This is a genomic window from Virgibacillus oceani (genome assembly GCF_041521345.1).
GTDB classification, from domain to species: domain Bacteria; phylum Bacillota; class Bacilli; order Bacillales; family Amphibacillaceae; genus Virgibacillus_N; species Virgibacillus_N oceani_A.
Window position 1 is genome coordinate 40,374 of record NZ_JBGOHB010000016.1, and the last position, 22,758, is coordinate 63,131.

General features: G+C 38.9%; 17 protein-coding genes and 2 pseudogenes. 18 read left to right on the forward strand and 1 reads right to left on the reverse strand.

The features are described from left to right. Positions 1-8: 8 nt before the first annotated feature. From ACDX78_RS12815 to helD, 16 genes and pseudogenes are all read left to right on the forward strand, one after another. Positions 9-136: pseudogene (locus ACDX78_RS12815) on the forward strand (carboxymuconolactone decarboxylase family protein); the annotation flags it as partial. Positions 137-269: 133 nt separating this feature from the next. Next, a pseudogene (locus ACDX78_RS12820) lies at positions 270-621 on the forward strand (GNAT family N-acetyltransferase). A gap of 375 nt (positions 622-996) precedes the next feature. Next, positions 997-1,587, forward strand: a complete 591-nt coding sequence (locus ACDX78_RS12825) for a MerR family transcriptional regulator (RefSeq protein WP_486028451.1) — start codon at positions 997-999, stop codon at positions 1,585-1,587. A gap of 185 nt (positions 1,588-1,772) precedes the next feature. Next, entirely contained in the window at positions 1,773-2,633 is an 861-nt protein-coding gene (locus ACDX78_RS12830) for an Hsp33 family molecular chaperone HslO (RefSeq protein WP_486028453.1), read from the forward strand. Between the two features lie 35 nt (positions 2,634-2,668). Continuing rightward, positions 2,669-3,391, forward strand: coding sequence for a MerR family transcriptional regulator (locus ACDX78_RS12835; protein ID WP_486028455.1), 723 nt, complete (start codon positions 2,669-2,671; stop codon positions 3,389-3,391). Positions 3,392-4,540: 1,149 nt separating this feature from the next. Next, complete coding sequence (locus tag ACDX78_RS12840; RefSeq protein ID WP_486028457.1) at positions 4,541-4,951, forward strand: RDD family protein; 411 nt, start codon at positions 4,541-4,543, stop codon at positions 4,949-4,951. Positions 4,952-5,399: 448 nt separating this feature from the next. Further along, positions 5,400-6,065, forward strand: coding sequence for a uracil-DNA glycosylase (locus tag ACDX78_RS12845; RefSeq protein ID WP_486028459.1), 666 nt, complete (start codon positions 5,400-5,402; stop codon positions 6,063-6,065). A gap of 122 nt (positions 6,066-6,187) precedes the next feature. Continuing rightward, positions 6,188-6,736, forward strand: a complete 549-nt coding sequence (locus tag ACDX78_RS12850; RefSeq protein ID WP_486028460.1) for a YusW family protein — start codon at positions 6,188-6,190, stop codon at positions 6,734-6,736. 663 nt (positions 6,737-7,399) lie between these two features. Next, entirely contained in the window at positions 7,400-10,474 is a 3,075-nt protein-coding gene (gene ileS / locus ACDX78_RS12855; protein ID WP_486028462.1) for an isoleucine--tRNA ligase, read from the forward strand. A 121-nt stretch (positions 10,475-10,595) separates the two neighbouring features. Further along, positions 10,596-10,940 (forward strand): ArsR/SmtB family transcription factor, encoded by a 345-nt coding sequence (locus ACDX78_RS12860; protein ID WP_486028464.1) that lies wholly within the window; start codon positions 10,596-10,598, stop codon positions 10,938-10,940. A 19-nt stretch (positions 10,941-10,959) separates the two neighbouring features. Beyond that, the gene (locus ACDX78_RS12865; protein ID WP_486028466.1) at positions 10,960-12,258 is read left to right on the forward strand and encodes an arsenic transporter; all 1,299 of its coding nucleotides are present in this window, start codon (positions 10,960-10,962) and stop codon (positions 12,256-12,258) included. A gap of 12 nt (positions 12,259-12,270) precedes the next feature. After that, positions 12,271-12,690 carry an arsenate reductase (thioredoxin) gene (gene arsC, locus ACDX78_RS12870; protein ID WP_486028468.1) on the forward strand — a complete coding sequence of 140 codons (420 nt, stop codon included), beginning with the start codon at positions 12,271-12,273 and terminating at the stop codon, positions 12,688-12,690. 965 nt (positions 12,691-13,655) lie between these two features. Beyond that, the gene (gene gmk, locus ACDX78_RS12875; RefSeq protein WP_486028469.1) at positions 13,656-14,228 is read left to right on the forward strand and encodes a guanylate kinase; all 573 of its coding nucleotides are present in this window, start codon (positions 13,656-13,658) and stop codon (positions 14,226-14,228) included. Positions 14,229-14,255: 27 nt separating this feature from the next. Then, positions 14,256-15,041: an ABC transporter ATP-binding protein gene (locus ACDX78_RS12880; RefSeq protein WP_486028471.1), complete on the forward strand. Its 786-nt coding sequence runs from the start codon at positions 14,256-14,258 to the stop codon at positions 15,039-15,041. Continuing rightward, complete coding sequence (locus ACDX78_RS12885) at positions 15,038-16,792, forward strand: putative ABC transporter permease subunit (RefSeq protein WP_486028473.1); 1,755 nt, start codon at positions 15,038-15,040, stop codon at positions 16,790-16,792. The genes ACDX78_RS12880 and ACDX78_RS12885 overlap by 4 nt, the downstream gene beginning before the upstream one ends. A gap of 508 nt (positions 16,793-17,300) precedes the next feature. After that, positions 17,301-19,610, forward strand: a complete 2,310-nt coding sequence (helD, locus tag ACDX78_RS12890; RefSeq protein WP_486028475.1) for an RNA polymerase recycling motor HelD — start codon at positions 17,301-17,303, stop codon at positions 19,608-19,610. A 41-nt stretch (positions 19,611-19,651) separates the two neighbouring features. Here the strand turns inward: helD and ACDX78_RS12895 are convergent, their stop codons facing one another. After that, complete coding sequence (locus ACDX78_RS12895) at positions 19,652-19,861, reverse strand: hypothetical protein (protein WP_486028477.1); 210 nt, start codon at positions 19,859-19,861, stop codon at positions 19,652-19,654. Positions 19,862-20,398: 537 nt separating this feature from the next. On the opposite strand from ACDX78_RS12895, the gene ACDX78_RS12900 reads away from it, so the two are divergent. Together ACDX78_RS12900 and ACDX78_RS12905 are read left to right on the forward strand one after the other, a co-directional pair. Beyond that, positions 20,399-21,739 (forward strand): cytochrome ubiquinol oxidase subunit I, encoded by a 1,341-nt coding sequence (locus tag ACDX78_RS12900; RefSeq protein WP_486028544.1) that lies wholly within the window; start codon positions 20,399-20,401, stop codon positions 21,737-21,739. Then, positions 21,739-22,752, forward strand: a complete 1,014-nt coding sequence (locus ACDX78_RS12905; protein WP_486028479.1) for a cytochrome d ubiquinol oxidase subunit II — start codon at positions 21,739-21,741, stop codon at positions 22,750-22,752. Before ACDX78_RS12900 ends, ACDX78_RS12905 begins: the two co-directional genes overlap by 1 nt. Positions 22,753-22,758: the final 6 nt, after the last annotated feature.

Genomic DNA, 22,758 nt, shown 5'->3' on the forward strand with positions numbered 1-22,758 from the left:
TAGCTAGTGATGAATTGTATAACCGAATTAGAGATCATTATGATGATAAAAATAGGTAGATTTAATTTTGATAATCAATCAGATCAATATGTGGAACAGGTTATCCATTTCTATGGGGAATAAGGCGAATAATTAAAAGAGCATTAATGGAATAGCGCTTTGAATTAAAGTTGTGTAGTTTACCCTTTGGATATGATGTCTAAAAGGGTGTTTTTGTACATAGTGAAGTTTGACAACAAATCATTTTGGCATTCAGAGGAGGTTTCTAATTGAAATTTAGCACGGAAAGATTATCAATTAAACCTTTTAAGCGTAATGACTTACATGATACATTTAATATTTACAATAACGTTGATATATGTAAATATCACTTGCATGATAAGTGGACACATGAAAATATGCAGGAAGCGTTTAATAAAAAACTAGAAAATAATACGCTTACAAAAGAAACATTATTAAGTTTGGCGGTAGTAAACCGTACTATTTAGGTATACAGACATGAACGATACTGTGGAAATTGGTTATAATTTTTCTAATGAAGCTTCACAAAAATTATGTGAGCGTATAGGTATGAGAAAAGAAGCTCATTTTATTCAGGATTTTTGGAATAAAGGTGAATGAACAGATAGCATAGTGTACGGAATGCTGCTTACAGATTTAAATTAAAGTTACTTATTTCATTATCTTCTAAACCGTATCGGTATTTTTCGTAGAGTAGAAGCAAAGCACCTGTTTTAAGAGGCTAAGCCCAGAGGGTATAATTCTAAGCAACATACCACCATATGAAATAAAACTCAGGCTGGAGTCAAATCATGGTCCAGTCTTTTTTCATTCTTTTTTCATTCCTCTCAAGGTTTTTTAATTTTTTAAAAGTAAAATTTGTACTGCACGTTATTATGATAAGAAGGAGCTATTGAAGCCTTCTGTACGTAATAAGCATGGTCATCGTTTCTTTCTCGGCAAATAGTTTTAGCACTGAAGTATGTCGATTACTCATTGGAGGACATTGGTGAATTTCTTAATAAGTCAGGAGAAGATCTGAAATTATCTTTAGATATGCAATCAAACCTGCTTCAAAAGAAGAAAGCTCAGCTTGAACAAATACTTCAGACCATTGATCATCTCAAAACTATCATAAAAGATCATGAAAAGCATACGGACCGTGATTTGATTCTGTCCCTAATTTATTCCTTGCAATCTGAACAGGAAATGAAGGAGTGGATGGCCGAGCATGTATCACAACCTCTCATGAACCGTATGTTTATGGAAGGACAATCAGCAGGGGAAAGCATAGAATCGGAAAAGCAAATGATAGGCATATTTGCCGATATCAAAAAATTCTACAATGAAGGCAGATCAGTAGAAGATAAACTTGTACAAAACAAAGTAGTGGAGCTAATGACTATACTTTCACATGTATTCAAACCGGAAAATCTTGCTGAACTGGAAAAACTGAAAGATACAATTGATGAGGTACAATACTTGCATTCATCACCAATTCCAATAGAAGTAGAAGAGTACTTGACAGAAGTCATGAAAAGGATGGAAAGCAATACATTTAATTCGGCTGGTGATAAGACAGACTGAAACGCAGCTATAGTTGTGGTCAATCTTATTATAAATTATCAAACTTTTTTTCAAATCCACACCTATGCTTACTGAAATTAGTGCACACGGTTCGATGGAGCTGTTGAATTTATACTTGAACCTTACGTAAGGTAATGTTTTATAGTGGACTTAACAAGTAATAATGATTGAAAGGAAATATACCCATGCAAAATTTTATTGTTAAGACACTCATATACGACAATCAAGTTCGTTTGTTTTTTGTTGATAATACCAAATTAATCAATACTATTTATAACCTGAATCAGGAAGCGAATAAAACGTTAAAGCTCTTATTAGGTAAAACAGTGTCTGCGGTGAGCTTGATGTCTGGAACCTTAAAAGAAGAACAGCGAGTAAGTCTTCAGATTACGATGAGCGACCCAAAATATAAGGTTTTTGCTGATACAGATGCTCGAGGAAATGTAAGGGGCTATCTTAATAAAGGATTGCAAAATGCTTCTTCGGATTTTAGTGGATCGCTCGGACAGCTTATTGGTGACAAAGGAAGTATTCGAGTTATAAAAGGTTCTGCCATGAATCAATTTACTGGTATAACAGACATGCCTTACCAAAATATTGTTGATGATATTTCACATTATTTTACACAGAGCGAACAAACGCAAACCTTTATAGGGACCAATTTAGGGTTAGATGATGAGGGTGATCTATTATTTAGTAATGCCATATTTGCCCAATTGCTTCCAGATGCTTCTCCTCACATGATTGATGAAATAAAACTTAACTTTCGTGGAAATAGAGACTTTTTTAACGATTTGGGGAAATATAACGGGAACAATATGGAAGAAAAGCTAAGTGAGTTATTTCAGGGTGCAAAATTCATGGGATCTAGTCCTGTCCAGTTTTTCTGTGGATGCTCAAAAGAAATGTTCTATGGAATGCTGCATGCATTAAATAAGAGCGAAATAAAACAAGCAATTAATAAAAATGAATCAATTGAAACAGGTTGTCAAATCTGTGGAAGAACATATAGCTTTAATCAAAGTGAACTTCAAGCACTTCTATAAAGGAAAATTCATTTTTATAAAAGGGATTGGTGAGGATGAAAGCGTATTGGAAAGTAGGGGAGCTTGCAGAATTGACCGGTTTGACGATAAGAACGTTGAGATATTATGATCAAATTCAATTGTTTTCTCCATCCGAGTTTACAGCGTCAGGGCACCGGCTTTATACGAAATCCGATTTAACGACACTGCAGCAAATTTTATCATTAAAGCAAATGGGATTGTCTTTAGATGATATAAAGGAAATGATGAAAAGTAAAGATGAACATTCTGCTTCAAACATCATTGAAACGCAAATGGAGCGTGTAAAAAGGGATATACAAATTCAACAAAATTTATTAAATGAATTAGAGATCACCTTAGAAATCATTCGAAGTAAGAATAAGATGCCCATCAAGGAGATAACAGACCTGTTGGGAGCAATGAAATTGTACCAGGATAAATATCTTACAAAAGAACAATTAGATAGCATAAAGGATTTTTATAATAAGGCTGATAAAGATGAACTAAAAGATGCAGAGAGAAAGTTTAAGACGGTATTAGAAGAAATCCGTGTTGAAATGGATAAGGGTACTCCGTCTTCGAATGATAAAGTAAGGCAGTTGGCAGAAGAATGGAACAGCATGCTGCGTTCCATAACCATAAATGATTCCGATATATGGAGACAAGCTGAAAAATTCCATGCGGAAAATCCTAATAATGAATTACAATTTGGCATGGACAGCAGAATCTATCAATATATACAGGAAGCGCTTAAATAATTTAGTAGTTGCAGGGTAAAGAGGAAGGTTTTGTTGATGTAATAATTTTCCCGATCACTATTTTATGCAAGATTGCGTGAAAATGATGGTACTTTTCACACATATGGTGTAAACGTCAATTATTTCAGTGAGGAGTATCATGATGGCAAAAATCACGCCACTTCGTAGTTGCCTGCAGTTTTTCCGGTACCTGGAGGATTAATTGAAGTCGCGACAAGTACGTATGGACTCAAGCGCATACACTATGTTGCTGATGTTGAGTCGGAGTATCCATCTCATCCTAATCCCCGATCGACAGAAGGATTACGAATGAGATTCGACTCCCGTTTCCCGCGGGTTTTAATAAGGTACCTGACTTTCGCGCCTGTAAAATAGTGATCTGTAAAACGTGCTATTGATTACGATCCTTTGACAAAATTACACCGCTAAGTAGAAAAGGCTATGGAAAAGAAAAATTGACCAACAGGACTTGTATCACGGTAGATTAGACTGAGGAATCCGTAAAAATCGTCCGAGAGAGAATGTATCACGGAAGAATAGACTGTGAAATCCGTAAAAATCGTTCGAGAGAGAACGTATCACGGAAGATTTGGATGTGAAATCCGGAAGAATTGTCCGAGAGGGAATGTATCACGATAGATTTGACTGGGGAATCCGTAAAAATCGCCCGAGAGGGAATGTATCACGGAAGAATAGACTGTGAAATCCGGAAGAATTGTCCGAGAGGGAATGTATCACGGTAGATTTGGATGTGAAATCCGGAAGAATTGTCCGAGAGGGAATGTATCACGGAAGATTTGGATGTGAAATCCGTAAGAATCGTCCGAGAGGGAATGTATCACGGAAGAATAGATTGTGAAATCCGGAAAAATCGATAGAAAGAGCCTATCATGACTGGTTAGAAACAAAAGCTGTGATAACAATCTCAAAAATACTGGACTAAGCAAAATGTTAACTCCAGCAATGGATTGTGAATATGCTTGATTACACAAAGGGTTACCTGATATTTTGGTTGATTTTGTGTATAAAAAGGTTTACGGATTTTGTCACCCTGAATAGGTCTATATTATTTCAAGTTTTGACCAATAGTTTGAGAATTACTTTCATCAGGGTACATACTATTAAATAAAGAAGGAAGAGGTGAAAGAATTGTCTAATGTGGGTGGCTTTTGGATACGGTTAGCAGCGCTCTTAATGGATGCAATACTTATAGGCATTACTATATCTATAGCTATTGTTATTTTTGATTTAGATACATCAGATCGAGCCGTACAAACTGGAGAAAGTTTATTCAGCTTGTTGTATTTTGTTTTGGTACCTGTACTCTGGTACGGATACACTGTAGGTAAGCGTCTGGTGGGAATTCGTATTGTAAAAATGGACGGGTCCAATGTTACACTAGGAACGATCTTGCTTCGTTATGCGATAACAGGTTTTATATATGGATTGTCGTTAGGTATCGCATTGATTGTATCTATATTTATGGTAGCGTTGCGAGAGGACAAGCGTACGATTCATGATTTTATAGCTGGAACATATGTAACGTATAATAAACCTTAAATATCCGGTTTGTAAATCAATAATTATTTAGCGTATACTGGCGGGCTGAGTCTGGGAATATGAATTTAACTCAAGTGACAGAAAATGGGGTTTGCATTACTGTTTCTTAATCCGCTTAGTTGAATGAATGCTGTTTTATTAAAATCTTGATGATTACTTTATAATCATCTAACAGAAATCCTGCCAGTTTGCCATAACGCTATCAGCTCCCAAATCAATCAGTTTTTCCTTAATTTCCTGATCTGCATATCGAACCTCACTGACCTACTCCTTGAATGTCTAACAGTTTCTTTCCTGAATTTCTTTTAATCTACAAAAATAGAAAAAAATAACACCAGTGATGACTTTTTCTAATGATTTATTATAAGATAAAAATACTAGTACATCTCTTTTGCGGGAAAGTTATTTATGAATCTAGAATATTTCTAGTAAGTTAGGAGTTGACATTATGGCTACCTTAAAAAATGATTGGGCGCCAATTATGGAAGAAGAGTTCCAAAAAGATTATTATAAAAAACTGCGTGACTTTTTGAAAACAGAATACAGCGCTTATACCATATATCCGGATATGTATGATATTTTCAATGCACTTCATTATACAAGCTATGAAAATACCAAGGTGGTGATTCTTGGACAGGATCCTTACCATGGTCCAAACCAGGCACATGGCTTAAGCTTTTCTGTGAAACCTGAAGTCAGTATACCGCCTTCCTTAAAAAATGTTTATAAGGAGCTTCGGGACGACCTTGAGGTGCCTATCCCCGATCATGGCTCTCTGATCAATTGGGCGAAGCAGGGTGTCCTTTTGTTAAATACCGTCCTAACGGTAAGAGAGAAACAGCCAAATTCCCATAAAGGAAAAGGGTGGGAGCCTTTTACCAATGAAGTGATCAAACAGGTGAATGATAAATCAGATCCTGTTGTTTTCATACTTTGGGGGAGACATGCTCAATTAAAAGAGGAATTGATTACAGCAAAGCAGCACCTTGTCATTAAATCACCTCATCCAAGTCCATTTTCCGCAAATAAAGGGTTTTTTGGCAGCAAGCCATTTTCCCGGACAAATAGATTTTTGGAAGAGGCCGGCCGTGCACCAATTAACTGGCGCATTTGAGAATGAATTTGCCGTTGAGATTTTGACTTCTGTGATGACAATAAAAGTACAAATAGTAGAAAAAAAGGGTACTATACTTGTGTCTGATAGATTTTCAAATAGACAAAACGGAGTGATTGGAAATGAAAAAATGGTATATCGCACTACTTGCAGCATTAATCATATTAGCCGGCTGCGGTACGGAAGATAATGGTACAGTGGATGAGGGGGCGGATATCGACCAACAGGATGAAGTAACAACAGAAGAGGATCAGGACCAGGGTGAAGATGGATCTGATGACAGCGAGGCAAATAATCAGGAAAACGGAACCCAGAATGGTGAAGGAGAAAATGGTACATCGCATGGAGAAACAGCCTATGAGCGTGGAGTAAAAAATTTCGAATTGGAACTGGATTTCCAGAATAATGATAAATGGGAATATGAATATGAGGTAAATGGTGCTGTTGAGGCGGAAATTGAAAAAGACAGTGGTCGGGAAGGAACGGAGGAAGCAGCTGAAGAAATAGAAGTCCTACTTCAGAACATGGTAATTGATGATTCCAGAAGCCATGATGAAATGATAGATGACATTCTGAGTATGCTAGATGTTTCTCGTGATGAACTGGATGAGTTTGAGCTGGAAATTGATTATGAAGATGGGACTCAATTTCAATTTGAACAGAATTTTTAATGGGAGTGCAACGATAATATTTCATTGCCCCTTTCTGCCGGCGATGTAACACCACGCCTTGCTTTTAAGGTGATAAAAGATAGGAGCTCGTTGGAGCGTTAGCACTATTGGGTAGTTACAAGTTCCATCTAAATCTTGTGATTTAGGTAGAGTAGTTGACATTGTGATGCATTAAGAGCGGCAATCATGAAAGTACAAGGAATTGAAAGGATTTTTGCTTTTGATTATCATTTTGAAATGATGGGAATGGAGCTTGTGCGGTTGTGAAGTTTGTAATTTTGGCAATGAATACTGGATATAAAAATGAATTTGACTTCTAATGAACAATCAGCTATGATTAAGCATAATTTAATAAAAAATTCTATGACGAGAAAGAGTAGTTATGTTTATCTTATCTCCAGAGAGTTGACGAATGCTGAGAGTCAACGTTAAGACCGTAATGAAAATCCTCTCCGAGAAGCAAAGTTGAGAGCAATTTTAAACTTTGACGGCATTCTACCGATATCCAGGACGCGTATGATGGTACGTAGTGTAATTAACTGATAATAAACCACTACTATGGTTTTTTTATTTTGTTACAAAGAGGATTATATATATTTATATACATAAACTCGGCTCTGCGTTTGCAGCGTCGAGTTTTTTAATTTATAAGAGGTGATTATATTGAAGGAGTCCAGCGCTGAAAGGGAATTAAGAATACGGGAACAGTGGGAAAAAGATGCCACGTTCCAGCGTTCTATCAACAATCGCGAAGGAAAGGAGACGTATGTTTTTTATGAAGGGCCGCCAACGGCAAATGGGCTGCCGCATGCCGGTCACGCGCTTGGCAGAACGATCAAGGACTTTGTGGCGAGGTACAAGACAATGTCAGGATACCAGGTATTACGGAAAGCGGGTTGGGATACGCATGGACTGCCTGTGGAATTGGAAGTGGAAAAACAACTGAATATTCGCGGTAAGGATCAGATTGAAGAATTCGGGGTTGAAAAATTCATTCAAAAGTGCAAGGAAAGTGTCTTTGCCTATGAAAATGAATGGAAACAGTTTACCGAAGCGCTTGGTTATTGGGTAGATATGGATGACCCTTATGTAACCCTGAAAAACGAATATATTGAGTCAGTCTGGAATATCTTATCCAACATTCATAAAAAAGGCTATTTGAATAAAGGGCACCGGGTTGTTCCTTATTGCCCGAACTGTGAAACGTCACTCAGCTCCCATGAAGTGGCGCAAGGTTATAAGGATGTTTCTGATTTATCCGTTACCGCGAAATTCCGTTTAAAGGGAATGGAAAACGAGTACCTTTTAGGCTGGACGACGACACCTTGGACACTGCCTGGCAATATTGCTGTTGCGGTGAATCCGGAAATGAACTATGTAAAACTAAAGCAAGGGATGGATATTTTAATCCTTGCAGAATCTTTGGTTCCATCTGTGATCAAGGGGAAATATGAAACGCTTGAAATCGTAAAGGGAAAAGACTTAATTGGTCTCTCTTATGAACCGCTTTTTGATTATTTTTCAGTAACCAAAGGTCATGAAGTACTTGGTGCAGATTTTGTTACGGATACAAGCGGTACTGGGATTGTGCACATAGCCCCAGCCCATGGAGAAGATGATTATAAATCAATTCATGCTCATGGCTTTGATTACGTAAACACAGTTGATGTCAAAGGCCGCTATAAGGATTATGTAACACCGCTTGCTGGGAGGTTTGTAAAAGATTGTGACGTAGAAATTATAAAAATGCTGTTGCATAGGGACCTTTTATTTGATAAGGAAAAATATGATCACAGCTATCCCCATTGCTGGCGATGTGACAGTCCGCTTCTTTATTATGCCATGGAAGGCTGGTTCATTAAGACAACGGCGGTGAAAGAAAAAATGCTGGCCAATAACCAAGCGGTGGAATGGTTCCCTTCCCATATGAAAGATGGCAGGTTCGGAAACTTTTTGGATAATATGGTCGACTGGAATATAGGGAGAAATAGGTATTGGGGGACGCCATTAAATGTTTGGATATGTGAAAAATGCGGGGAGGAAAAGGCGCCGCATTCTATTGAAGAATTACGGGAGCTTTCGACCGAGAAACTGCCGGATGAACTTGATTTGCATAAGCCCTATGTAGATCAGATACAGTTATCATGCTCCTGCGGCGGGGTGATGCGGAGAACAAGCGAGGTTATTGATGTGTGGTTTGATAGCGGTTCGATGCCATTTGCTCAATATCATTATCCATTTGAAAATAAGAATCTGTTTAACAAACAATATCCAGCTGATGTTGTGATTGAAGGTGTTGATCAAACAAGGGGATGGTTTTACAGTCTGCTTGCAGTTTCCACTTTATTTACAGGACAGTCACCGTATAAAAGAGTTCTTTCTTTAGGTCATATATTAGATGAAAACGGCCAAAAGATGTCAAAAAGCAAGGGGAATGCCCTGGATCCTGCAGAGTTGATGGAGGAATTTGGTGCGGATTCCCTCAGATGGGCATTACTGGCTGATAGCTCTCCATGGAATAATAAACGTTTTTCTAAAAGAACGGTAAGTCAAGCGAAGTCCAAAGTTATTGATACGCTGATGAATGTTTATTCATTTTATAGCATGTATGCTGAGATCGATCAGTTTAATCCGGAAAATGACTTGGGCGGATCACGAACGGTGCTCGATGATTGGATACTTTCCAGATTAAATACAGTGATTAAGCATGTAACATACAGTTTAGAGGAGTATGAGATAACGAAAGGGGCAAGAACCATTGCGGCTTTGATAGAAGAGCTCAGTAACTGGTATGTAAGACGTTCCAGACAGCGATTTTGGAGCAGTGGGATGACAGAGGATAAAAGAGCGGCCTTCAGCACCTTATATGAAGTGTTGAAGAAATTGACACAGCTTATGGCTCCTTATACGCCTTTTGTAACAGAAGATATTTACTCCAATTTAGTGAATGACAGTGTGCACGTATCAGCTTTCCCAAAATCGGATGACTCCCTGATTAATGAACAATTAGAACAGGATATGAATGCAGTTTTGGAAATCATAGAACAAACCAGATCTGTCAGGAATGCAGCAGCTATTAAAACAAAACAGCCATTAGGAAAATTAGTTGTGATCACGCCAGCAGGGATCCATATGCCTCGACTGAAAACTTATTCATCCATTATCAAGGAGGAAATGAATGTAAAAGAAGTGGCATTTACAAAAGATCAAGATCTATTGAAATATGATTTTAAATTGAACTTTTCTGTTGCTGGGCCAAAATTTGGCAGATCTGTAAGCGAAGTGAAAAACAAAGTGGATAAACTCGACGAAGCATTAAAAACAAAGTTCATGGAAGACAAAGAAATGCAATTATCATTAAGTTCAGGTGAAACAGTTATTCTCACACTTGACGAAGTTCTCATTGATAAAAAGGGGAAAGATGGGTATGCGTTATCGGAAGGAAGTAATTACCTGATTTTATTGGATACGACTTTAACGACGGAACTAAAAGAAGAAGGTTTGGTTCGAGAGTTTATCCGTACTGTTCAAACGTATCGAAAAGAGTTAGGGCTTCCTGTTGACTTACGGGTAGATCTATATATTCAGACTGAACCATGGTTTCAATGTGTTTTGAAGAAATATAAAGCGTTGACTCATAGGAATTTAATATTGAATGAGATCTTTTTTGAAAGTAGACCAGGTATGAAAAAGATTGACGTGGAAGACTATGAAATGAAATTGTATATACGATCATAGTGACGCAGCCTCTTCCGTTTTGGAAGGGGGTTTTCTTTTTATAAACTATTGCTTGCCAACTTTATATAAGTGATTTAATATATAAGTTGTTACTTATATATTAGGAGTGAGGTGTTAGACAATGCTGAAAACGTCGCTTGAAATCGAAGAAGCTGCTGTCATTCTTAAACTATTGGGTGATAAAACAAGGCTTACGATGATAAAAATTTTGGATACGGGAGAATGCTGTGTATGTGAATTTGTCGAGATCTTTCAAATGAGTCAGCCGGGAATAAGTCAACACTTAAAAAAATTAAAAGATATGGGATTGGTTCGGGAAAAGAAGAAAGGGCAGTGGATTTTTTATTCCATCAATAAGAACAATGTTTACTACCCTTTTGTTAGTGAAATTCTTCATCAACTGCCAAGCCAGGAAAATAAACTTATAAATTTAGAAAAACAGGGAAAACGTATTATTTGCTGTTGATTCGCCGGAGGTTTTTATTTTGTCAGGAACACTTATATTAGCGCTCATAATTTTTATTGCAACATTGATTTTCGTTATTTGGCAGCCAAAAGGATTGTCCATTGGCTGGTCGGCCTGCGGAGGGGCGGTAATAGCACTCCTCGTAGGTGTTGTCGACTTTGGGGATGTCATCGAAGTAGCGGATATTGTATGGAACGCGACGCTGGCATTTGTTGCTATCATTCTTATTTCTTTAATACTTGACGAAATAGGTTTGTTCGAATGGGCGGCACTACATATGGCCAGAGTCGGAAAAGGCCAGGGGATAAAAATGTTTGTTTACATCAGTTTGTTGGGTGCAGTTGTTGCAGCCTTTTTTGCCAATGATGGAGCGGCATTGATCCTTACGCCAATTGTACTTGCAATGGTTCGAACCCTTAATTTTAAGGAAAAGATGGTATTTCCTTTTATTATGGCAAGTGGATTCATTGCTGATACAACATCATTGCCGTTTGTGGTCAGTAATCTGGTTAATATTGTATCGGCAGACTTCTTTAATATCGGTTTTTTAGAGTATGCGATTCGCATGTTTATCCCGAATCTCTTTTCACTTGTAGCGACCATTACAGTTTTACTGATTTACTTTCGAAAAAGTATTCCAAGAACGTATGATATTTCGAACCTACAAAAACCGGAAGAAGCCATTAAAGATAAAAAAATGTTCCGCCTTTCCTGGTATGTTTTGGGACTGCTAGTTATTGGATATTTTATAAGTGAGTTTATTCATCTGCCTGTCTCTATTGTTGCAGGGACGATAGCGATCTTCTTTATTTTTATGGCTAAAAATAGTTCTGTTGTTGATACGAAAGCTGTGATAAAAGGCGCTCCGTGGAATATTGTTTTCTTTTCCCTCGGCATGTATGTCGTTGTATTCGGATTAAGAAATGTAGGATTAACGGACTTATTGGCAAGCGTGATCCAGGCAAGTGCGGAGCAGGGATTATTTATCGCAACCATTTCCATGGGATTCATTGCAGCCATCCTGTCTTCTATTATGAATAATATGCCGACAGTGATGATTGATGCGATTGCCATCTCCGAAACGGACACTACTGGAGTGATCAGAGAGGCGTTAATTTACGCCAATGTGATCGGCTCTGACTTAGGGCCGAAAATAACACCAATTGGGTCACTGGCTACCCTGCTATGGCTACATGTGTTATCCCAAAAAGGGGTTAAAATATCCTGGGGAACCTACTTTAAAACTGGTATCGTATTAACCATCCCTATACTGTTTATCACATTATTAGGTCTCTATTTCACGCTCACTCTATTTTAAAGGAGAATGAATATGTCGAAAAAAATCATCTACTTCCTATGTACCGGAAATTCCTGCAGAAGCCAGATGGCGGAGGGCTGGGCAAAAAAGTACTTCGGCGAAGACTGGGTAGTTAAAAGTGCCGGCATCGAAGCACACGGATTAAATCCAAATGCCGTTAAAGCAATGGATGAAGCCGGTGTCGATATTTCGGATCAAAAATCGGAAATCATTGATATGGATATATTAAATAATGCCACGCTTGCAGTAACGCTTTGCGGAGATGCAGCTGATAAGTGCCCAATGACACCACCGCATGTGAAACGGGATCATTGGGGATTTGATGATCCGGCGAAAGCAGAAGGAACAGAAGAAGAAAAGTGGAAAGTATTCCAGCGGGTTCGTGATGAGATTGAAGAGAGGGTGAAGCGGTTTGCTGAGAGAGGAGAGTAGTTAATTAATTGGACACTCTCTTGAACTTTCAATAAAAGATTGCTGTTTTATTGCAGTGTAACTGGTTGGCCGACAAAAGCGCCACGTCCTGGGACTACGGGACGTCCCATCATAAAGAATTGTGGCAACGTCTGCATGACCTACGTCCTGTAGGCCTAAACCCACTGAATGAAGTTTCACTTTATCGCCAAACCTGACATACTAATAACTGGTGCTAAATAGTATGTTTGAAAAAGACTTAATCTAAATAAAAAGGTAAGGAATCCATTTTGAACGGGTTGTCAAAGTGGGTTCTTTTTATTTTTGGGTAGCTATAAAACGTTTGGATGGTGGTTATCTCAAAGCGTTTTCGAGCAATTGTGAGGAAGGTTTCGTCTTAGATGGCTGCTCTACTTACCTTCTTCCTTTTATCTTTTATGAATGGAAAAGGGATACCCTTGGTATAAGAGTACCCCTTTGATTTCTAAAGTAACACATAAGATTTATTCGATTTTTATTATCGTTTATATAAAATCTGTTTTATTTCTTTTTTACCGCGGTACATGTTCCACTTCAAGTTCTCTAACTTAAGCAACGCAAGCCCAAACCTGCTCTTGCGTCCTTGCAACCCTTTAGTTGCGCCAGTGTGAATAAGCATCTGCAAAAACATTGCGTAGAATGCCAGAATTACTTAGTTGTTACTATATTTTTTTATAATATCACATATAGGAGGAGGTGTCAAATTATACGAAAGGAATGTGGCGCGGATATTTCTGTAATTGGTTTGACCGTCGAAACTGGGAGGAAGCTTATCTATCGAAGTCACTAAGTTTAAATGTCTGAAAGGTCATATTAACCAACTTTCTTCATACCTGATAAACCTTAACCCTTAAAGAAACTTCTCCGATGGGTAACTCCACTTATTGACTTGAATCACTATGGTGTCTATACTTTTGGTAGATTGTTTTAGAAGGAGAGAGAATTGTATGAATGGAAAAATAATTGTTTTTTCCGGGTTTAGCGGAGTAGGAAAAAATACGATTATTAATGAATTGAAAAGTAAATACCCTCACGTTTTATATATCCCGTCCATGACGACCAGGGAAATGCGCGCAGGAGAAACGGAAGGGTCTCCTTATTTTTTTGTAGACAGAGATGAATTTAAAAGCAGGATTGCGAATAATTATTTTATTGAGTATGAGGAAGTACATGAAAACTGGTACGGCACACCAAAGGATAAGTACTACGAAGCAATAGAAAACAATCTAATAGTGGTGAAAGATATTGACGTGAACGGCGCAGTGGCCATGAAGCAGGAGTTTGGAGATAATACTGTACTGGTCTATATCGAACCTCCAAGTATTGATGAATTAAAGCATCGCCTGTTAAACCGCGGGGATAACTCGGATGATATTATCAGAAGGCTGAAAAGGGTGGACTATGAACTGTCCAAGAAACCTTTATTCGATGAAATCGTAGTAAATGATGACCTCGAAAAAGCTGTGCTTAAGTGTGAAGAGGTTTTGCTGAAACATGCAACAGGAATTACCCCTTCATAAATAGAGAAGCAACGGAAAGGTGAGACAATGGGAGAAACGGCGATCAAATTATCAAACCTAACAAAATCATACAGAAAAAATGCTGCTGTAAAAGATGTGACACTGGAAGTGGAAAAAGGGGAATTGTTTGGTTTTCTTGGTCCTAATGGGGCCGGAAAAACAACAACGATTAAAATGATGACTGGTTTATTGGAGCCAACGGAAGGTACTGCAGAAATTATCGGCATTGATATTTGGAAAGATCCGCTTGAAGCTAAAAAGAAGATTGCTTACGTGCCGGATCAGCCAAATCTATATCCCAAACTGACAGGTTGGGATTATTTGGCGTTTATCGCTTCTGTTTTTCGGATTCCCAAGAAACAGTTTAAAACCAACGCAATGGAGTTGCTTGAAACGTTCAGTCTAACACATGATGCACATGATTTAATTGAAAGCTATTCCCACGGGATGAAGCAGAAAATTGCGATATGCGGGGCGCTCGTTTCCGAGCCGGACGTGTTTTTTTTGGATGAACCGACGGTCGGGCTTGACCCTAAAAGTGCACGCAGTCTAAAGAATCTGCTTCGGGAGCAATGTAATAACGGGATGACTGTCTTTATGTCCACGCATATTTTAGAAATTGCTGAGCAGATGTGTGATCGGATTGGCATCATTTTTGATGGGGACATTATTTCTCTTGGGACGATGCAAGACCTTAGAACACAAGGCGGGAATACGGATAAAAGTCTGGAGGATATTTTCCTGGAACTTACTGGTGGAGAAGACCAGCAAGAAGTCATCAAGGGCATGGCCGAAAATGGTGATTCCCAATGATGAAAGCTCTTTTGAAAAATCAATGGAAAATATTTTGGAACATGGCTCGAACGCAGCCCAAGGTGAATTACATAAGCTATCTTGTATTATTTGTCGTTTTTTTTATCGTGTTATATTGGTTAGTCTTAGGGATAGGGGTAATAGGTGATGCAATTACGGAGCCCATTTTGGCGGGCCTCCTGTCCTACGGGTTTCTGATAGTGATTGGATTTATTATTTTATTTAGTCTCCCGCAGGTATTTAAGCATTTGTATTCTGCTACTGATTTAAATCTCTTGTTCACGATGCCAATTCCGACAAGGTATATATTTTGGATTAAATACATGCAGAGTTTTGTGGGGGCGCCAATAATTCTTTTTGTTCTAGCAATTGTGCCGTTATACGTGTATGGGTTATATGCCGGGGTCAATTTCCTGTATTTCCCTGTTGTGCTCATTATATTGCTTTCTGTCATTGTGATTGGCTTATCGATTGCCTATTTGTTTAACCTAGTTCTAGTGCAGATCATACCGGCATCGAGAGCTAATGAATTTATGTCAGTAATGAGTGTATTGGCAGGGTTATTGGTCTATCTTTTGTTTTTCCTCCCCGGCAGAGCAAACGAAGAACCGCTCACAGAAGTTATTCTGTCCGGATTGCCTTTATTTCCAGCATGGTTTCCGGTAACATGGGCGAGTAACGCCATTACACAGGCAAGTACAGGTTCATTTGACTTTTTTATTCCTTTTCTTATGATGCTTGTTCTGACAATTATTTTTATCCTGGTAACATCTACACTTGTTGACAGGGGGTTTCGAACCGGATGGGTAAAATTGAGTGAAGGAAGTGGAAAAAAACGCAAAAAAGCCACCAAGAAAAAACAAGAGTCAAAGCTTAATCGTCCCGTGATTGCTGTCGGGAAAAAAGAATGGTTTACTTTAAAACGTGATGTAAGAGAATGGCTTTCGTTTATTCCAATTTTCATTTTTATGTTCGTATTCCTATTTTCAGGCTTTATCTCTGGAGAAGGAAACTTAAATGATTTACGTGGTATACCTGAATTAACCTGGCCACTAGCGCAGATTCTATTATTATCTATTTATGGCATGACGAATGCACAATTTGCCAGTTTTTCCATTGCGCGAGAGGCAAAGTCAACGTGGATATTGGAGATTCTCCCGCTATCTGGAAAAGAGATTATTTTTGGGAAGTTGTGGATCAGCTGGCTTGTTCCTTTTGTCATTTTAACGGTGATTGAAGTCGTTGCTGGTCTTTACCTTGGCTGGACAGCACTTCAGTTTATCGGTGGTATCGTGATGAAAGCTGTGCTCACTGTTGGCATGAGTGGCCTCGGCATATGGTTTGGGGCAATCGGGGCAAAGTATAATCCGGAAAATCCGCAGAACCGTTTGCGGTTTGCACCGGCTTTATTAATGATGATGGCTTCATTTGTTTATTTGTTCCTGGCGTTAATTCCATTTGCCATATTATTGATCCCTGTGGAAGCAATGGCATTTGTCCAGGAGGTTAGTAATACGAATGGTTTTATTGGAACTGCGGGCGGTTTTATTTATTCGGTACTGCAATGGAAAGAAGCAAGTGTGTTCCTCGTTATGGTAGGAGGTTTCATTTTAATGCTGGCCGTTTCCTTTGGTGTTGCGTATTTATTCGCGGTGAAAAGTGCCCGCAGAATAGAAGAAGGCATCGATATTGAAATGGTGCAGGCCACCGTTTCCAAACCATTGTTCGGAAAGCGGCCTGGCGGTTTATAAACAAAAAAATCCTTATTGTTATGCAGTCTTTGGGCTGCTTACAATAAGGATTTTTATTATAAAGTACGGGAAGTATAGTATTTATACAGAACATTGCTATAGACCATAAAAAATGGTATACTTTTAAAGTGACCGCAATTGTATATGAGTGCACAAAAATATCTAATATTATTATATCACTGATTGGTTTCAAAGTCAACATAAAACAAAATTTAAGTTTACCCGAAAAGATAGATCGACTTTCCACAAAAAATAGGCATGGGAAAGTTCGAGCCCAAAAATGACTTTTCCATGCCTGTTTTAGCTATTTTTATGGTAAATAAAAGAAAATAATCCTCCCAAAATGTGTTAAAACTTATTTGGATAAAACAAAATTTATAACACAAAAGGAGACTCTGTATGTCTAATTATAACGCATTTTTCCAAGCAATTTATACCTTTGAGTTTACCTTTTTGTAAGGGGGAAAAGGTAAACTCAAAAAAACAAAAATTAAATGGGGTGGATGGAATGAGCCATGAAAAGGAAAACCGTGCCGCAGAAGAGCAGCGAATTGAGCGTGTTATACATGAAATCAACAAAAAAGAAGAAAAGATTCATGCTAAATCTGCTGGTCTGAAAGAGAGTGTGATTGAACTCCGTAAAAATTTTTGGGAAGATGTCACAGTCAATTTAGATGAGCCGGATGATGTCATTGAAACGCACGCCAGTATGAAGCAACAGGCAGAGCTGTTATCGGAAAGAGAAAGAACACATGGGCAATTTTCTAAAGAACTGAAAACCCTGAAACGTTTAAAGGATTCGCCCTATTTTGGCCGTGTTGACTTTAAGGAAGAAAATGATAATGAAGCTGATCAAATTTATATAGGAACCGCATCGCTCATGGATCACAAGGAAGAAGATTTTATGATTTATGATTGGCGTGCCCCCATTTCAAGTATTTATTATGATTTTCCTCCGGGCAAGGCCGAGTATGAAACAATGGAAGGCTCGATTAAAGGAGATATGACGTTAAAACGGCAATTTATTATAAGACAGGGCGAGCTCAAAGGCATATTTGACACTGGCGTATCCATAGGTGATCCCCTTTTGCAAGAGGCGCTTGGAAACAATGCCAGTACTACAATGAAAAGTATTGTAGCAACGATTCAGGAGGAACAGAACAAAATTATCCGCAATGAAAGAAGCCGTCTTTTGGTCGTTCAGGGAGCGGCGGGCAGTGGAAAAACGTCTGCTGCCCTGCAACGTATCGCCTATTTGATGTATCGATACAGGGATCAATTAAACGCTGATAATATGATTCTTTTTTCTCCTAATCCATTATTTACAAGTTATGTTGCGAATGTACTGCCAGATCTGGGAGAGGAAAACATTAAACAAACCACGTTTCTGGACTTCCTGGAAGAAGGTATTGGTAAAGAAATCACCATTGAATCCCCATTTAAACAGATGGAATATGCGTTAACAGGGGAAGGAAGTAATGACCATGAAATTCGAATGAAAAATATTGCATTGAAGTCGAGTTTGGATTTCAAACAGGTGATCGAGGCATTTATTTTACATCTGAAACATAAGGGCATCCATTTTAAAAATATCACTTTCCAGCATCGCGTCCTTATTTCAAAAGAAGCACAGTATGATTATTTTTATGGTTTAGATGAACATATGGATATTCCAAATAAAGTGGAGCTTGTCAGCAGGTGGCTGCTGAAGGAACTTCGACAAAAGATGGAGGAGGAGAAGGACAAGGATTGGGTAATGGAAAAAGTGGAATCACTTGATAGGGAAACTTATTTAAAAGCCTATTATCAAACACAGGATCAGGATGATGTGAATGATGTTGACACGGAAGAGGAGTTTTTGCGGGCGGCAGTGGTGAAAAATGTGTACTTGAAAATTAAGAAGCGGATTAAGGAATTTCAGTTTGTGAATGTCGCGGCAACCTACCTGAAAATGTTTAAAGATTGGGATCCTGAAAATCATCGGCCGGATTACTGGGAGGAAATTAATGCGTTTACCGCTTTTTATTTATCTCGAAAACATGTGATGTGGGAAGACGCTGCCCCGTATGCATATTTCAAGGGATTATTATTGGGGCATCACGCTGATCGATCAGTTCGGCAGTTAGTGATTGACGAGGCGCAGGATTATTCGGCCTTTCAATATGCATATATAAAAGAGGTTTTTCCTTATACACGAATGACTTTGCTTGGCGATGTGAATCAGGGAATCTATGCCTATGCAACAGAGGAAAATCCGCTTACCCCATCCACTGCTCTGGATAATCAGGAGCGGATCACACTGACAAAGAGTTACCGTTCCACAAAACAAATTGTGGAATTTACAAAAGCTTTTGCGCCTGGTGAAGAAGCGATTGTACCTTTTAACCGAGAAGGGGATAAGCCAAGGTTGTTACAGATCGAAAGTGCAGACCTCATGGAAGTGCTGCTTGAAAATGTAGAGGCACTTCGTGAACGTGGATATGAGAGTATTGCGCTAATTTGTAAAACAAAGCAGGAGAGCAACATGCTTTATGAACTTTTGAAAGATGAAACTGCGGTTAAGAAGATGGATGAGGAAACATTTGAATTTGAAAAGGGGTTGCTGATTCTGCCTGTATACTTAGCGAAGGGGATAGAATTTGATGCGGTAATAATTCCTGATGCTTCTGAACAAAGCTATGAAAAGGAGTCGGACAGAACACTTTTTTATACAGCTTGTACCAGGGCAATGCATTCACTTGTCATGTTGAGTAACGGTTCTCCTTGCAGGTTTATTGGGGAGGCATCCGGGAATAAATATGATGTAAGTGGGGTATAGAGGCATAGGGGCAGCTCACCTGTCCCTATGTCTCTTTATTTTTATAAATTGTTATAGACCTGTGAAATTTCTTTTTCGGCTATTTCTTCGTTTGCTGATTCCAGCTTCTTATGTTCGTCTACAGAACTTCCGGATGGTGCATCCTCGGCCTGAAAAGGATGATTAAATTTGAGACCATTTGTTACGCCTAGTTCTCCGTCTTGGTTAGCCTCTGTTGGAAGTTCGAATTTCTTTTTGGGTTTTTGGGCCATTTTATCACCTCATTTTAGATTTCGCAGGGTGGAACTTTTTTATTCCGCCCGTGTGCAACACTCAAAATAATTAAGGATATACCCCCGCGAGCAGCTTTTTAACAGCGCTTTTCAGGGTATATCAGTGATAATTGAAAATTTAACAGCGCTTTTCAGGGTATATCAGCGATAATTGAAAACTTATCATCGATTTTCAGGATTTATCCTCGCTTTTGAGAATATATCAGCGTTCACCAGCAATCACATCCCTTCTGAACATATCATTTGTCCGAAGCTGTGTTCTGACTCGAACAAACGGCAAAGCAACAGCTGAATTTACCAATCTGTGGTATATTCAGCTGTTTTTGATTTATAAAAGCCGATGTTCATCAAATTGTTAAAGGAATGCCACTCAATTGTCATTGGTATCCTCAGTATAAGTGATTTAAATCATTTATACTGTATGTATAGTGGAAACTTTGTCTACCCAGGTATGTTTTTATGCCTTTTAAACTGGTTTTAATAACCACCAAGAGAGGAGTTTGACTATTGCTGGAGATGGATCCGGTTATCATGAGCAGGTTATTGACTGCATTTACACTTGGGTTTCATATCATTTTTGCCACATTGGGTGTTGGTGTGCCCTTAATGATATGTATTGCTCAGTTTATTGGTATTAGAAGGAATGACCCGCATTATCTCTTGCTGGCAAGAAGATGGGCGCGCGGGTTTGTGATAACAGTTGCTATTGGTGTCGTCACAGGTACTGCAATAGGGCTGCAACTATCTTTATTATGGCCAAATTTCATGCAAATTGCCGGGCATGTAATCAGTCTTCCGTTGTTTATGGAAGTTTTTGCGTTTTTCTTTGAGGCAATATTTTTAGGTATATATTTATATACGTGGGATCGGTTTAAAAATCCTTATGTTCACTGGTCGCTCTCGATACCTATCGTCATTGGCGGAGGAATGTCCGCTGTTTTCATCACTATGGTGAATAGCTTTATGAACACACCAGAAGGGTTTTTCCTGACTGGTGACGGTGTAGCGGCAATAAATCCGCTTGCGGCCATGTTTAATCCGGCTACACCAACGAAGGTTTTTCATGTGCTGACCTCAGCCTATTTAACGGTAGCGGCGATACTTGCTGCGATTGCGGCTTTTCATTTGCTGCGGAAAAAAACCTCCAAGTATCATAAAAAAGCGTTAAAGCTAACGGTTACCGTTATGTTTATATTTTCACTGCTGACTGCGCTTGCCGGTGATGTATCTGCAAAGTTTCTGGCAGAACATCAGCCGGAAAAGCTGGCGGCTGCAGAATGGCATTTTGAAACAGAAGAAAATGCGGATTTAATACTATTCGGCTGGCTGAATGAAGATAATGACCCGGTTGGAGTTATTCGACTGCCAGGATTATTAAGCTTTCTGGCACATGGAGATGTTAACAGCGAAGTGATAGGGCTGGAGGAGTTTCCGGAAGAAGAAACCCCGCCGCTTATCGTGCACTATATGTTTGATTTAATGGTAATGATCGGGATGTTCCTGGTAGCTTTATCATTACTATACCTGATCTTCAAAAAAGTAAAGCGGGTCAATGCGCACAGTAAATGGATGCTGTGGCTGCTTGTTCTGAGCGGGCCGCTTGCTGTGCTGGCGCTTGAGTTTGGTTGGCTTTATGCGGAATTGGGGAGGCAGCCGTGGATATTACGCGGCATTATGACAGTGGAAGAAGGTGCTACATCCTCGGCTTATGTAGGGGAAATGTTTTTCCTGTTCCTTGGTTTATACGCAGTGCTTGGTACAATTTGTATTGTCGTGCTGCGCAAGTTATTCCGGAATAACCCTGCGGAGGAAGAGCTGGAGAAAAAATACCCAACGGTAGAAACGGAGGCTAATTAATGGGCTATGAAATAATTGGAATCACCGTGTTATGGTTTTTTCTCTATGGTTATTTAATAGTAGCTTCTGTTGACTTTGGTGCCGGATTTTTTGCCTACTATGCGAAAGTCACGAAGAAGGATCATATCATTAATCAGTTGATTTCCAGGTATTTATCGCCGGTTTGGGAAGTGACAAACGTATTTTTCGTTTTCTTTTTTGTTGGTATCGTTGGCTTTTTCCCTGACTCTGCCTATTATTATGGAACGGCTTTGCTTGTACCGGGAAGTATCGCAATTATTTTGCTTGCGATCCGTGGTTCCTTTTATGCTTTTGAAAATTATGGCTCGAAACAAAGCAATGTGTATATGTTTTTGTACGGTGCTACCGGGCTGTTAATTCCGGCTTCCTTGTCCACAGCGCTCACTATGTCAGAGGGCGGATTCATTTTGGAGGAAAACGGGCAAGTTTCGCTTCAATATATGGAACTCTTAACAAGCCCGTATTCTTGGAGTGTTGTGTTCTTGGCAATCGTTTCTGTGTTGTTTATCAGTGCCGCCTTTTTAACATTTTATGCGGCGCGAGCAAAAGACACAGCGGCATTAAAATTAGTCCGGAAGTACGCTTTATTTTGGGGGACACCAACCATAGTTATGGCGTTAACGACGTTTATTGCTTTGGGCCAGCATAATGAAAGACATTATGAAAATATGATTGATTTATGGTGGGTGTTTGGTTTATCGGTTGGATTTTTTATGATTGCCATGTGGCTTTTATATGAAGGAAAACGTTATGGGCTGGCATTCATCAGTGTAATGCTGCAATTCTTCTTTGCGTTTTTCGGATATGGAATAAGTCATTTGCCATATATATTGGATCCTTATATCAATATTTATGAGCATGCGACCCATGAGTCGATGGGAATTGCGCTCATCATTGCGTTTATCGCCGGGTTATTTCTGCTTATTCCTTCGCTGGTCCTGTTAATAAAACTTTTTTTATTCGATGCAGATTATGTGAAAGGGAAAAAATAATATGAA